The 12,399-nt window shown below is 50.2% G+C and carries 26 protein-coding genes; 25 read left to right on the top strand and 1 reads right to left on the bottom strand.

Translation table 11 applies throughout. The features are described from left to right. The 3 genes from FU672_RS23815 to bfr form a co-directional block, all read left to right on the top strand. On the top strand, positions 1–108 hold a 108-nt coding region (locus FU672_RS23815), incomplete at its 5' end, for an EF-Tu C-terminal domain-related protein (RefSeq protein WP_072109227.1). 180 nt (positions 109–288) lie between these two features. Further along, positions 289–483: a bacterioferritin-associated ferredoxin gene (gene bfd / locus FU672_RS23810; RefSeq protein WP_008503493.1), complete on the top strand. Its 195-nt coding sequence runs from the start codon at positions 289–291 to the stop codon at positions 481–483. Positions 484–555: 72 nt separating this feature from the next. Continuing rightward, positions 556–1,032, top strand: coding sequence for a bacterioferritin (bfr, locus tag FU672_RS23805; protein WP_008503492.1), 477 nt, complete (start codon positions 556–558; stop codon positions 1,030–1,032). On the opposite strand, the gene FU672_RS23800 is transcribed toward bfr, so the two are convergent. After that, a complete protein-coding gene (locus FU672_RS23800; protein WP_148245082.1) occupies positions 1,016–1,489 on the bottom strand; it encodes a prepilin peptidase in 474 nt (157 codons plus the stop codon). The genes bfr and FU672_RS23800 overlap by 17 nt on opposite strands. Positions 1,490–1,869: 380 nt before the next feature. Between FU672_RS23800 and rpsJ the strand changes: the two genes are divergently transcribed. The 22 genes from rpsJ to secY all read left to right on the top strand — a co-directional run bounded on the left by rpsJ (position 1,870) and on the right by secY (position 12,373). Next, on the top strand, positions 1,870–2,181 hold the full coding sequence (gene rpsJ, locus FU672_RS23795) for a 30S ribosomal protein S10 (protein WP_001181005.1): 312 nt from the start codon (positions 1,870–1,872) through the stop codon (positions 2,179–2,181). 32 nt (positions 2,182–2,213) lie between these two features. Further along, a complete protein-coding gene (gene rplC, locus FU672_RS23790; RefSeq protein WP_006178923.1) occupies positions 2,214–2,843 on the top strand; it encodes a 50S ribosomal protein L3 in 630 nt (209 codons plus the stop codon). Between the two features lie 10 nt (positions 2,844–2,853). After that, positions 2,854–3,459 carry a 50S ribosomal protein L4 gene (gene rplD / locus FU672_RS23785; RefSeq protein WP_000424395.1) on the top strand — a complete coding sequence of 202 codons (606 nt, stop codon included), beginning with the start codon at positions 2,854–2,856 and terminating at the stop codon, positions 3,457–3,459. Then, positions 3,456–3,758, top strand: a complete 303-nt coding sequence (gene rplW / locus FU672_RS23780; RefSeq protein WP_000617546.1) for a 50S ribosomal protein L23 — start codon at positions 3,456–3,458, stop codon at positions 3,756–3,758. Before rplD ends, rplW begins: the two co-directional genes overlap by 4 nt. A 17-nt stretch (positions 3,759–3,775) precedes the next feature. Next, positions 3,776–4,597, top strand: a complete 822-nt coding sequence (gene rplB / locus FU672_RS23775) for a 50S ribosomal protein L2 (protein WP_000301859.1) — start codon at positions 3,776–3,778, stop codon at positions 4,595–4,597. Positions 4,598–4,613: 16 nt separating this feature from the next. Next, the gene (gene rpsS / locus FU672_RS23770; protein WP_001138117.1) at positions 4,614–4,892 is read left to right on the top strand and encodes a 30S ribosomal protein S19; all 279 of its coding nucleotides are present in this window, start codon (positions 4,614–4,616) and stop codon (positions 4,890–4,892) included. 14 nt (positions 4,893–4,906) lie between these two features. Further along, positions 4,907–5,239 (top strand): 50S ribosomal protein L22, encoded by a 333-nt coding sequence (rplV, locus tag FU672_RS23765; RefSeq protein ID WP_002919773.1) that lies wholly within the window; start codon positions 4,907–4,909, stop codon positions 5,237–5,239. A gap of 17 nt (positions 5,240–5,256) precedes the next feature. Continuing rightward, the gene (gene rpsC, locus FU672_RS23760; protein WP_000529945.1) at positions 5,257–5,958 is read left to right on the top strand and encodes a 30S ribosomal protein S3; all 702 of its coding nucleotides are present in this window, start codon (positions 5,257–5,259) and stop codon (positions 5,956–5,958) included. Between the two features lie 12 nt (positions 5,959–5,970). Continuing rightward, positions 5,971–6,381 (top strand): 50S ribosomal protein L16, encoded by a 411-nt coding sequence (gene rplP / locus FU672_RS23755; RefSeq protein ID WP_002919759.1) that lies wholly within the window; start codon positions 5,971–5,973, stop codon positions 6,379–6,381. Then, a complete protein-coding gene (rpmC, locus tag FU672_RS23750; RefSeq protein WP_003863282.1) occupies positions 6,381–6,572 on the top strand; it encodes a 50S ribosomal protein L29 in 192 nt (63 codons plus the stop codon). The genes rplP and rpmC overlap by 1 nt, the downstream gene beginning before the upstream one ends. Next, complete coding sequence (gene rpsQ, locus FU672_RS23745) at positions 6,572–6,826, top strand: 30S ribosomal protein S17 (RefSeq protein ID WP_008503489.1); 255 nt, start codon at positions 6,572–6,574, stop codon at positions 6,824–6,826. Before rpmC ends, rpsQ begins: the two co-directional genes overlap by 1 nt. Positions 6,827–6,992: 166 nt before the next feature. Beyond that, entirely contained in the window at positions 6,993–7,364 is a 372-nt protein-coding gene (gene rplN, locus FU672_RS23740) for a 50S ribosomal protein L14 (RefSeq protein WP_002919748.1), read from the top strand. Between the two features lie 10 nt (positions 7,365–7,374). Beyond that, entirely contained in the window at positions 7,375–7,689 is a 315-nt protein-coding gene (rplX, locus tag FU672_RS23735) for a 50S ribosomal protein L24 (protein ID WP_003863287.1), read from the top strand. Between the two features lie 14 nt (positions 7,690–7,703). Further along, the gene (gene rplE, locus FU672_RS23730; RefSeq protein WP_001096206.1) at positions 7,704–8,243 is read left to right on the top strand and encodes a 50S ribosomal protein L5; all 540 of its coding nucleotides are present in this window, start codon (positions 7,704–7,706) and stop codon (positions 8,241–8,243) included. Between the two features lie 14 nt (positions 8,244–8,257). After that, positions 8,258–8,563 carry a 30S ribosomal protein S14 gene (gene rpsN / locus FU672_RS23725; RefSeq protein WP_003863291.1) on the top strand — a complete coding sequence of 102 codons (306 nt, stop codon included), beginning with the start codon at positions 8,258–8,260 and terminating at the stop codon, positions 8,561–8,563. A 30-nt stretch (positions 8,564–8,593) separates the two neighbouring features. Then, positions 8,594–8,986: a 30S ribosomal protein S8 gene (rpsH, locus tag FU672_RS23720; RefSeq protein WP_006178918.1), complete on the top strand. Its 393-nt coding sequence runs from the start codon at positions 8,594–8,596 to the stop codon at positions 8,984–8,986. 12 nt (positions 8,987–8,998) lie between these two features. Then, on the top strand, positions 8,999–9,532 hold the full coding sequence (gene rplF, locus FU672_RS23715; protein WP_003863296.1) for a 50S ribosomal protein L6: 534 nt from the start codon (positions 8,999–9,001) through the stop codon (positions 9,530–9,532). Between the two features lie 9 nt (positions 9,533–9,541). Further along, positions 9,542–9,895, top strand: a complete 354-nt coding sequence (gene rplR, locus FU672_RS23710; RefSeq protein WP_003863297.1) for a 50S ribosomal protein L18 — start codon at positions 9,542–9,544, stop codon at positions 9,893–9,895. Positions 9,896–9,909: 14 nt separating this feature from the next. Continuing rightward, positions 9,910–10,410 carry a 30S ribosomal protein S5 gene (gene rpsE, locus FU672_RS23705; protein ID WP_003863299.1) on the top strand — a complete coding sequence of 167 codons (501 nt, stop codon included), beginning with the start codon at positions 9,910–9,912 and terminating at the stop codon, positions 10,408–10,410. A 6-nt stretch (positions 10,411–10,416) separates the two neighbouring features. Further along, on the top strand, positions 10,417–10,596 hold the full coding sequence (gene rpmD / locus FU672_RS23700; RefSeq protein ID WP_003863301.1) for a 50S ribosomal protein L30: 180 nt from the start codon (positions 10,417–10,419) through the stop codon (positions 10,594–10,596). A gap of 3 nt (positions 10,597–10,599) precedes the next feature. Beyond that, the gene (gene rplO / locus FU672_RS23695; RefSeq protein WP_003863304.1) at positions 10,600–11,034 is read left to right on the top strand and encodes a 50S ribosomal protein L15; all 435 of its coding nucleotides are present in this window, start codon (positions 10,600–10,602) and stop codon (positions 11,032–11,034) included. Positions 11,035–11,041: 7 nt separating this feature from the next. Beyond that, positions 11,042–12,373: a preprotein translocase subunit SecY gene (gene secY / locus FU672_RS23690; RefSeq protein WP_003863305.1), complete on the top strand. Its 1,332-nt coding sequence runs from the start codon at positions 11,042–11,044 to the stop codon at positions 12,371–12,373. Positions 12,374–12,399: the final 26 nt, after the last annotated feature.

Here is a 12,399-nt window from a genome sequence, read left to right as displayed (position 1 = left end):
GTTGTGACGCTGATCCACCCAATCGCGATGGACGACGGTCTGCGTTTCGCAATCCGTGAAGGCGGCCGTACCGTTGGCGCGGGCGTTGTTGCTAAAGTTCTGAGCTAATTAATTAGCCCCGAATAAAAAAAAGGACGCTTCGGCGTCCTTTTTTGTTTTCTGCCGCTCAGGCGCTGTCACAAAATTTCGCATTTTTTGCCTGCTCCCGCCCCGTATTGTGGCGTTTGTGCTATTGTAATCATAACCATTCTCACTTACACTTTGCGCATAATTTGAACGGGAGTCTCTATGTACGTTTGTTTATGTAATGGTGTAAGCGACAAAAAAATACGTCAGGCCGTTCGCCAGTTTCAGCCTCAGTCATTTCAGCAGCTACGCAAATTTGTTCCGGTGGGAAATCAATGCGGTAAATGTGTACGTGCTGCGCGAGAGATCATGCAGGACGAACTGATGCAGATCCCGGAATACAAAGAGATCGCGTAAGCGCCCATCTTTTTTTTGACATCCCTGTAGCCCGATCTACGCTTCAATGAGTGGAAGCGGAGGGACTATATAATGAAAGGTGATGTTAAAATCATAAGTTATCTCAATAAATTATTGGGAAATGAGCTTGTCGCAATTAACCAGTACTTTCTTCACGCGAGAATGTTCAAAAACTGGGGGCTTAAACGTCTGAACGACGTTGAGTACCATGAATCGATCGATGAAATGAAGCACGCTGATAAATATATCGAGCGTATTTTATTCCTTGAAGGCATTCCAAACCTGCAGGATCTCGGAAAGCTGGGCATCGGAGAAGATGTCGAAGAGATGCTGCGTTCAGACCTCAGGCTCGAACTTGAAGGCGCCAAAGATCTCCGTGAAGCCATTGCCTATGCCGACAGCGTACATGATTACGTCAGTCGCGATATGATGATCCAGATCCTGGCCGATGAAGAAGGCCATATTGACTGGCTGGAAACAGAGCTGGATCTGATTGCTAAAATCGGCCTGCAGAACTACCTTCAGTCGCAGATTAAAGTGGAAGAGTAACCACCGTCTTCCAACCTACGCATAAACCCGCTGCTGCCAGAAATGGCCCAAAAGGCAGTGGGTTTTTTAATACCCCCTTATCAACGGTGAATAACGAAAACACAAGAATGCTAAGTAGCGCCATCAGCGCAGCGAGTAACGCCAGCGTAGGCAGCATGCACCAGCCATGCCACGCACCAAGCGCCGCCAGGTATTTTACATCGCCATATCCCATCCCTTCACGCCGGCAGATAAACCGATATCCCCAGTAAATAACGGCAAAGCCGATATATCCAGCCATCGCACCTACCACCGCACTCGGCAGAAAATCAGGATGGATACAGAGCTGGAAGAGCAGGCCCGCCCATAGCAGCGGGCAGAGAAATTTATCGGGAAGCAGTCCGTAGCGAATATCTGCGTGTACAAGAGAGGCGGTCAGCGAAAAATAGACCAGTAAAAAGGGGAGGGTGGTTAACATGGAAAAGGCCTCAAAAGGGTTTGAGCGCATACTCGTTATAATCGGCCTGGCTGGCAATCTACAAAAACGACAATTGGGTAGGGGCTCCAGACAAAACATTGAGAAGGGATACATTGCGTAAAAAGTTGTGCACCCTTACGCATACTGCGCCTCTGGTGCTTAATTTCTAAACGGCACTTGCGTCTTGCCCAGATTTACGTATAATGCGCGGGCTTGTCGTAATTGACGGCGGGTTCAATCAGAACCAGAGTAGCTCATTTTGTTACTCAACAATGCTCCCAATTGGGGAGCTACGTAAGAACGGTTACACTCTCCCATCAATCGTAATGGGTTTGAGGAGTAATCATTTTCGTTTATAAAATAATTGGAGCTCTGGTCTCATGCAGAACCAAAGAATCCGTATCCGCCTTAAAGCGTTTGATCATCGTCTGATCGATCAATCAACCGCGGAAATCGTCGAGACTGCTAAGCGCACTGGTGCGCAAGTCCGTGGTCCGATCCCGCTGCCGACCCGCAAAGAGCGCTTCACCGTTCTGATTTCTCCGCACGTCAACAAAGACGCGCGTGATCAGTACGAAATCCGCACTCACAAGCGTCTGGTTGACATCGTTGAGCCAACTGAGAAAACCGTTGATGCTCTGATGCGTCTGGATCTGGCTGCCGGTGTAGACGTGCAGATCAGCCTGGGTTAATCAGGTCATCGAGCGATTGAGAGGTTGATACAATGATTGGTTTAGTCGGTAAAAAAGTGGGTATGACCCGCATCTTCACTGAAGATGGCGTTTCAATCCCAGTAACCGTAATCGAAGTTGAAGCAAACCGCGTTACCCAGGTTAAAGATCTGGCTAACGATGGCTACCGCGCTGTTCAGGTGACCACTGGTGCTAAAAAAGCTAACCGTGTAACCAAACCAGAAGCGGGTCACTTCGCTAAAGCTGGCGTAGAAGCTGGCCGTGGTCTGTGGGAATTCCGTCTTGCTGAAGGCGAAGAGTTCACCGTAGGTCAGGACATTAGCGTTGAGCTGTTTGCTGACGTTAAAAAAGTTGACGTAACCGGTACCTCTAAAGGTAAAGGTTTTGCTGGTACCGTTAAGCGCTGGAACTTCCGTACCCAGGACGCTACCCACGGTAACTCCTTGTCTCACCGCGTTCCGGGTTCTATCGGTCAGAACCAGACTCCGGGCAAAGTGTTCAAAGGCAAGAAAATGGCAGGTCAGCTGGGTAACGAACGTGTAACCGTTCAGAGCCTGGACGTAGTACGTGTTGACGCTGAGCGCAACCTGCTGCTGGTTAAAGGTGCAGTTCCGGGTGCAACCGGTAGCGACCTGATCGTTAAACCAGCTGTGAAGGCGTAAGGGGATAGCAATGGAATTAGTATTGAAAGACGCGCAGAGCGCGCTGACTGTTTCCGAAACTACCTTCGGTCGTGATTTCAACGAAGCGCTGGTTCACCAGGTTGTTGTTGCTTATGCAGCTGGTGCTCGTCAGGGTACTCGTGCTCAGAAGACTCGTGCTGAAGTAACTGGTTCTGGCAAAAAGCCATGGCGCCAGAAAGGTACCGGCCGTGCGCGTTCAGGTTCTATCAAGAGCCCGATCTGGCGTTCAGGTGGCGTGACCTTCGCTGCGCGTCCACAGGACCACAGTCAAAAAGTTAACAAAAAGATGTACCGCGGCGCGCTGAAAAGCATCCTGTCCGAACTGGTACGTCAGGATCGTCTGATCGTTGTCGAGAAGTTCTCTGTTGAAGCGCCTAAAACTAAGCTGCTGGCACAGAAACTGAAAGACATGGCTCTGGAAGATGTGCTGATCATCACCGGTGAGCTGGACGAGAACCTGTTCCTGGCCGCACGTAACCTGCACAAGGTTGACGTACGCGATGCGACTGGTATCGACCCGGTTAGCCTGATCGCCTTCGACAAAGTCGTAATGACTGCTGATGCTGTTAAGCAAGTTGAGGAGATGCTGGCATGATTCGTGAAGAACGTCTGCTGAAGGTGCTTCGCGCACCGCACGTTTCTGAAAAAGCGTCTACTGCGATGGAAAAAACAAACACCATCGTTCTCAAAGTTGCTAAAGACGCGACCAAAGCAGAGATCAAAGCTGCTGTGCAGAAACTGTTTGAAGTCGAAGTCGAAGTCGTTAACACCCTGGTTGTTAAAGGGAAAGTTAAACGTCACGGACAGCGTATCGGTCGTCGTAGCGACTGGAAAAAAGCTTACGTCACCCTGAAAGAAGGCCAGAATCTGGACTTCGTTGGCGGCGCTGAGTAAGTCGGAGGAGTAATACAATGGCAGTTGTTAAATGTAAACCGACATCTCCGGGTCGTCGCCACGTAGTTAAAGTGGTTAACCCTGAGCTGCACAAGGGCAAACCTTTTGCTCCGTTGCTGGAAAAAAACAGCAAATCCGGTGGTCGTAACAACAATGGCCGTATCACCACTCGTCACATCGGTGGTGGCCACAAGCAGGCTTATCGTATTGTTGACTTCAAACGCAACAAAGACGGTATCCCAGCAGTTGTTGAACGTCTTGAGTACGATCCGAACCGTTCCGCGAACATCGCGCTGGTTCTGTACAAAGACGGCGAACGCCGTTACATCCTGGCCCCTAAAGGCCTGAAAGCTGGCGACCAGATTCAGTCTGGCGTTGATGCTGCAATCAAAGCAGGCAACACCCTGCCGATGCGCAATATCCCGGTTGGTTCTACCGTTCATAACGTAGAAATGAAACCAGGTAAAGGCGGTCAGCTGGCGCGTTCCGCGGGTACTTACGTTCAGATCGTTGCTCGTGATGGTGCTTATGTCACCCTGCGTCTGCGTTCTGGTGAAATGCGTAAAGTCGAAGCAGACTGCCGCGCTACTCTGGGCGAAGTTGGCAATGCTGAGCATATGCTGCGCGTTCTGGGTAAAGCAGGTGCTGCACGCTGGCGTGGTGTTCGTCCTACCGTTCGCGGTACTGCGATGAACCCAGTCGATCACCCACATGGTGGTGGTGAAGGTCGTAACTTTGGTAAGCACCCGGTAACTCCGTGGGGCGTTCAGACCAAAGGTAAGAAGACCCGCAGCAACAAGCGTACTGATAAATTTATCGTACGTCGCCGTAGCAAATAATTTTAGAGGATAAGCCATGCCACGTTCTCTCAAGAAAGGTCCTTTTATTGACCTGCACTTGCTGAAGAAGGTAGAGAAAGCGGTGGAAAGCGGAGACAAGAAGCCCCTGCGCACTTGGTCCCGTCGTTCAACGATCTTTCCTAACATGATCGGTTTGACCATCGCTGTCCATAATGGTCGTCAGCACGTTCCAGTCTTTGTTACCGACGAAATGGTTGGTCACAAACTGGGTGAATTCGCACCGACTCGTACTTATCGCGGCCACGCTGCTGATAAAAAAGCGAAGAAGAAATAAGGTAGGAGGAAGAGATGGAAACTTTAGCTCAACATCGCCATGCTCGTTCTTCTGCACAGAAGGTTCGCCTTGTTGCTGACCTGATTCGCGGTAAGAAAGTGTCGCAGGCCCTGGACATCCTGACCTATACCAACAAGAAAGCTGCGGTATTGGTCAAGAAAGTACTGGAATCTGCCATTGCTAACGCTGAACACAACGATGGCGCTGACATCGACGATCTGAAAGTCGCGAAAATTTTCGTAGATGAAGGCCCAAGCATGAAGCGCATTATGCCGCGTGCGAAAGGTCGTGCAGATCGCATCCTGAAGCGCACCAGCCACATTACTGTGGTTGTGTCCGATCGCTGAGACTCTGGAGACTAGCAATGGGTCAGAAAGTACATCCTAATGGTATTCGCCTGGGTATTGTAAAACCATGGAACTCAACCTGGTTTGCGAACACCAAAGAATTCGCTGACAACCTGGACAGCGATTTTAAAGTACGTCAGTACCTGACTAAGGAACTGGCTAAAGCGTCTGTATCTCGTATCGTTATCGAGCGTCCAGCGAAGAGCATCCGTGTGACTATTCACACTGCTCGTCCTGGCATCGTTATCGGTAAGAAAGGCGAAGACGTAGAAAAACTGCGCAAGGTCGTAGCGGATATCGCTGGCGTCCCTGCACAGATCAATATCGCTGAAGTTCGTAAGCCTGAACTGGACGCTAAATTGGTTGCTGACAGCATCACTTCACAGCTGGAACGTCGTGTTATGTTCCGTCGTGCTATGAAGCGTGCTGTACAGAACGCAATGCGTCTGGGCGCTAAAGGTATCAAAGTTGAAGTTAGCGGCCGTCTGGGCGGCGCGGAAATCGCACGTACCGAATGGTACCGTGAAGGTCGCGTACCGCTGCACACTCTGCGTGCTGACATCGACTACAACACCTCTGAAGCGCACACCACTTACGGTGTAATCGGCGTTAAGGTATGGATCTTCAAAGGTGAGATCCTGGGTGGTATGGCTGCTGTTGAACAACCGGAAAAACCGGCTGCTCAACCTAAAAAGCAGCAGCGTAAAGGCCGTAAATAAGGAGCGTCGCTGATGTTACAACCAAAGCGTACAAAATTCCGTAAAGTGCACAAAGGCCGCAACCGTGGTCTGGCGCAGGGTACGGATGTTAGCTTCGGCACTTTCGGTCTGAAAGCTGTTGGCCGTGGTCGTCTGACTGCACGTCAGATCGAAGCAGCACGTCGTGCAATGACCCGTGCAGTTAAGCGTCAAGGTAAGATCTGGATCCGTGTATTCCCGGACAAACCGATCACCGAGAAGCCGCTGGAAGTTCGTATGGGTAAAGGTAAAGGTAACGTGGAGTACTGGGTTGCCTTGATCCAACCGGGCAAAGTCCTTTATGAAATGGACGGTGTTCCGGAAGAGCTGGCCCGTGAAGCCTTCGGCCTGGCAGCAGCGAAACTGCCTATCAAAACCACCTTTGTAACTAAGACGGTGATGTAATGAAAGCAAAAGAGCTGCGTGAAAAAAGCGTTGAAGAGCTGAACGCTGAGCTGCTGAACCTGCTGCGTGAGCAGTTCAACCTGCGTATGCAGGCTGCAAGTGGCCAGCTGCAACAGACTCACCTGCTGAAGCAAGTGCGTCGCAATGTTGCACGCGTTAAGACTTTACTGACTCAGAAGGCGGGTGCGTAATGACCGATAAAATCCGTACTCTGCAAGGTCGTGTTGTTAGCGACAAAATGGAGAAATCCATTGTTGTAGCTATCGAACGTATTGTGAAACACCCGATCTACGGTAAATTCATCAAGCGTACGACCAAACTGCACGTACATGACGAGAACAACGAATGTGGTATCGGCGACAAGGTTGAAATCCGTGAATGCCGTCCACTGTCCAAGACTAAGTCCTGGACGCTGGTTCGCGTTGTAGAGAAAGCGGTTCTGTAATACAGTACGCCTTCTCAATACGAATAAACGGCTCAGCGATGAGCCGTTTATTTTTTCTACCCATATTGCAGAAGCGGTGTTATAATGCCGCGCCCTCGATATGGGGCTTTTTAACGGCTCTGATTTTAGAGTCTCAGGTAGTAGTTGACATTAGCGGAGCACTAAAATGATCCAAGAACAGACTATGCTGAACGTCGCCGACAACTCCGGTGCACGTCGCGTAATGTGTATCAAGGTTCTGGGTGGCTCGCACCGTCGCTACGCAGGCGTAGGCGACATCATCAAGATCACCATCAAGGAAGCAATTCCACGTGGTAAGGTCAAAAAAGGTGATGTGCTGAAGGCGGTAGTGGTGCGCACCAAGAAGGGTGTTCGTCGCCCTGACGGTTCTGTCATTCGCTTCGATGGTAATGCATGCGTTATTTTAAACAATAACAGCGAGCAGCCTATCGGCACGCGTATCTTTGGGCCGGTAACTCGTGAACTTCGTACTGAGAAGTTCATGAAAATTATCTCTCTGGCACCAGAAGTACTCTAAGGAGCGAATCATGGCAGCGAAAATCCGTCGTGATGACGAAGTTATCGTGTTAACCGGTAAAGATAAAGGTAAACGCGGTAAAGTAAAAAATGTTCTGTCTTCCGGCAAACTTGTCGTTGAAGGTATCAACCTGGTTAAGAAACATCAGAAGCCGGTTCCGGCCCTGAACCAACCAGGTGGCATCGTTGAAAAAGAAGCTGCTATTCAGGTTTCTAACGTTGCAATCTTCAATGCGGCTACCGGCAAGGCTGACCGTGTAGGCTTTAGATTCGAAGACGGCAAAAAAGTCCGTTTCTTCAAGTCTAACAGCGAAACTATCAAGTAATTTGGAGTAGTACGATGGCGAAACTGCATGATTACTACAAAGACGAAGTAGTTAACAAACTCATGACTGAGTTTAACTACAATTCTGTCATGCAAGTCCCTCGGGTCGAGAAGATCACCCTGAACATGGGTGTTGGTGAAGCGATCGCTGACAAGAAACTGCTGGATAACGCAGCAGCTGACCTGACAGCAATCTCCGGTCAAAAACCGCTGATCACCAAAGCACGCAAATCTGTTGCAGGCTTCAAAATCCGTCAGGGCTATCCGATCGGCTGTAAAGTAACTCTGCGTGGCGAACGCATGTGGGAGTTCTTTGAGCGCCTGATCACTATTGCTGTTCCACGTATCCGTGACTTCCGTGGCTTGTCCGCTAAGTCTTTCGACGGTCGTGGTAACTACAGCATGGGTGTCCGTGAGCAGATCATCTTCCCAGAAATCGACTACGATAAAGTCGACCGCGTGCGTGGTTTGGATATTACCATTACCACTACTGCGAAATCTGACGAAGAAGGCCGTGCTCTGCTGGCTGCCTTTGACTTCCCGTTCCGCAAGTAAGGTAGGGTTACTGAATGGCTAAGCAATCAATGAAAGCACGCGAAGTAAAGCGCGTAGCTTTAGCTGATAAATTCTTCGCTAAACGCGCTGAACTGAAAGCGATCATTTCTGATGTGAACGCTTCCGACGAAGATCGTTGGAATGCGGTTCTCAAGCTGCAGTCTCTGCCGCGTGATTCCAGCCCGTCTCGTCAGCGTAACCGCTGTCGTCAAACAGGTCGTCCACATGGTTATGTGGGCAAGTTTGGGTTGAGCCGTATCAAACTGCGTGAAGCCGCTATGCGCGGTGAAGTGCCAGGCTTGAAAAAGGCTAGCTGGTAATTACCAATTGAATCACGGGAGTAAAGACAGATGAGCATGCAAGATCCGATCGCGGATATGCTGACCCGTATCCGTAACGGTCAGGCCGCGAACAAAGTTGCGGTCACCATGCCTTCCGCCAAGCTGAAAGTGGCAATTGCCAACGTGCTGAAGGAAGAAGGTTTTATCGAAGATTTTAAAGTTGAAGGCGACACCAAGCCGGAACTGGAACTTACTCTCAAGTATTTCCAGGGTAAAGCTGTTGTAGAAAGCATTCAGCGTGTCAGCCGCCCAGGCCTGCGCATCTATAAGAAAAAAGATGAGCTGCCAAAAGTTATGGCTGGTCTTGGTATCGCAGTTGTTTCTACCTCTAAAGGTGTTATGACTGATCGTGCAGCGCGCCAGGCTGGTCTTGGTGGCGAAATTATCTGCTACGTAGCCTAATCGGAGGAAAGAATGTCTCGTGTTGCTAAAGCACCGGTCGTTATTCCTGCCGGCGTTGATGTAAAAATCGACGGTCAGGTTATTACGATCAAAGGTAAAAACGGCGAGCTGACTCGTACCCTCAACAAAGCTGTTGAAGTTAAACATGCAGATAACGCTCTGACCTTCGGTCCACGTGATGGTTTCGTGGATGGATGGGCTCAGGCTGGTACCGCGCGTGCCCTGCTGAACTCAATGGTTGTTGGTGTTACCGAAGGCTTCACTAAAAAGCTTCAACTGGTTGGTGTAGGTTATCGTGCAGCTATCAAAGGGAATGCAGTAGGCCTGTCTCTGGGCTTCTCACACCCTGTTGAGCATCCGCTGCCGGCCGGTATCACTGCAGAATGTCCGACTCAAACTGAAATCGTGCTGAAAGGCGCTGATAAACAGCTGATCGGTCAGGTTGCAGCAGATCTGCGCGCCTACCGTCGTCCTGAGCCTTACAAAGGCAAGGGTGTTCGTTACGCCGACGAAGTCGTGCGTACCAAAGAGGCTAAGAAGAAGTAAGGTAACACTATGGATAAGAAATCTGCTCGTATCCGTCGTGCGACCCGCGCACGCCGCAAGCTCAAAGAGCTGGGTGCAACTCGCCTGGTGGTACATCGTACCCCGCGTCATATTTACGCACAGGTAATTGCACCGAACGGTTCTGAAGTTCTGGTAGCTGCTTCTACTGTAGAAAAAGCTATCTCAGAACAATTGAAGTACACCGGTAACAAAGACGCCGCTGCAGCTGTAGGTAAAGCTGTTGCAGAACGCGCTCTGGAAAAAGGCATCAGCAATGTTTCCTTTGACCGTTCCGGGTTCCAATATCATGGTCGTGTCCAGGCACTGGCAGATGCTGCCCGTGAAGCTGGCCTTCAGTTCTAAGGTAGAGGTGTAAGATGGCTCACATCGAAAAACAGGCTGGCGAACTGCAGGAAAAGCTGATCGCGGTAAACCGCGTATCTAAAACCGTTAAAGGTGGTCGTATTTTCTCCTTCACAGCTCTGACTGTAGTAGGCGATGGTAACGGTCGCGTTGGTTTTGGTTACGGTAAAGCGCGTGAAGTTCCAGCAGCGATCCAGAAAGCGATGGAAAAAGCCCGTCGCAATATGATTAACGTCGCGCTGAACAACGGTACCCTGCAGCACCCAGTTAAAGGTGTTCACACGGGTTCTCGTGTATTCATGCAGCCAGCTTCAGAAGGTACCGGTATCATCGCCGGTGGTGCAATGCGCGCCGTTCTGGAAGTTGCTGGGGTTCATAACGTTCTGGCCAAAGCATATGGTTCCACCAACCCGATCAACGTGGTTCGTGCAACTATTGATGGCCTGGAAAATATGAATTCTCCAGAAATGGTCGCTGCCAAGCGTGGTAAATCCGTTGAAGAAATTCTGGGGTAATTGACCATGGCAAAGACTATTAAAATCACTCAAACCCGCAGTGCAATCGGTCGTCTGCCGAAACACAAGGCAACGCTGCTTGGCCTGGGTCTGCGTCGTATTGGTCATACCGTTGAGCGCGAGGATACTCCTGCTGTACGTGGTATGGTCAACGCGGTTTACTTCATGGTTAAAGTTGAGGAGTAAGAGATGCGTTTAAATACTCTGTCTCCGGCCGAAGGCTCTAAAAAGGCGGGTAAACGCCTGGGTCGTGGTATCGGTTCTGGCCTCGGCAAAACCGGTGGTCGTGGTCACAAAGGTCAGAACTCTCGTTCTGGCGGTGGCGTACGTCGCGGTTTCGAGGGTGGCCAGATGCCACTGTACCGTCGTCTGCCGAAGTTCGGCTTCACCTCTCGCAAAGCAGCGATCACAGCGGAAATCCGTCTGTCTGACCTGGCGAAAGTTGAAGGCGGCGTTGTAGACCTGAACACGCTGAAAGCAGCAAACATTATCGGTATCCAGATCGAGTTCGCGAAAGTGATCCTGGCTGGTGAAGTTTCTACTCCGGTAACTGTTCGTGGCCTGCGTGTTACTAAAGGTGCTCGTGCTGCTATCGAAGCTGCTGGCGGTAAAATTGAGGAATAAGTAGCAGATGGCTAAGCAACCGGGATTAGATTTTCAAAGTGCCAAAGGTGGATTTGGCGAGCTGAAACGCAGACTGCTGTTTGTTATCGGCGCGCTGATTGTGTTCCGTATTGGCTCTTTTATTCCGATCCCTGGTATCGATGCCGCTGTACTTGCCAAACTGCTTGAGCAACAGCGAGGCACCATCATTGAAATGTTCAACATGTTCTCTGGTGGTGCTCTCAGCCGTGCTTCTATCTTCGCATTGGGTATTATGCCGTACATTTCGGCATCTATTATTATCCAGCTGCTGACGGTCGTTCATCCGGCCCTGGCAGAGTTGAAGAAAGAAGGGGAGTCTGGACGTCGTAAGATTAGTCAGTACACCCGTTACGGTACTCTGGTGCTGGCAATATTCCAGTCGATCGGTATTGCTACCGGTCTGCCGAATATGCCTGGTATGCAGGGCCTGGTGTTAAACCCGGGCTTTGCATTCTATTTCACCGCTGTTGTTAGTCTGGTCACAGGGACTATGTTCCTGATGTGGCTCGGCGAACAGATTACTGAGCGTGGTATCGGTAACGGTATCTCAATCATTATCTTCGCCGGTATTGTTGCGGGCCTCCCGCCAGCCATCGCCCATACTATCGAGCAAGCGCGTCAAGGCGACCTGCACTTCCTCCTGTTGCTGTTGGTTGCAGTATTAGTATTTGCAGTGACGTTCTTTGTTGTCTTTGTTGAACGTGGTCAACGCCGCATTGTGGTGAACTACGCTAAACGTCAGCAGGGTCGTCGTGTCTATGCTGCACAGAGCACACATTTACCGCTGAAAGTGAACATGGCGGGGGTTATCCCGGCTATCTTCGCTTCCAGTATTATTCTGTTCCCGGCAACCATCGCGTCATGGTTCGGGGGCGGTACTGGTTGGAACTGGCTGACAACAATTTCGCTGTATTTGCAGCCTGGGCAACCACTTTATGTGTTACTCTATGCGTCTGCGATCATCTTCTTCTGTTTCTTCTACACGGCGTTGGTCTTCAACCCGCGTGAAACAGCAGATAACCTGAAGAAGTCCGGTGCATTTGTACCAGGAATTCGTCCGGGAGAGCAAACGGCGAAGTATATCGATAAAGTAATGACTCGCCTGACTTTGGTTGGTGCGCTTTATATTACTTTTATCTGCCTGATCCCGGAGTTCATGCGTGATGCGATGAAAGTGCCGTTCTACTTCGGTGGGACCTCGCTGCTTATCGTTGTTGTCGTGATTATGGACTTTATGGCTCAAGTGCAAACTCTGATGATGTCCAGTCAGTACGAGTCTGCATTGAAGAAGGCGAACCTGAAAGGCTACGGCCGCTAAATGGTCGCCTGAGAAGTTACGGAGAG

It is taken from the genome of Enterobacter asburiae (genome assembly GCF_008080435.1).
Taxonomy (GTDB): domain Bacteria; phylum Pseudomonadota; class Gammaproteobacteria; order Enterobacterales; family Enterobacteriaceae; genus Enterobacter; species Enterobacter asburiae_C.
The sequence above is the reverse complement of the archived record's forward strand: the minus strand, read 5'-3'. Positions and strand labels throughout refer to the sequence as shown.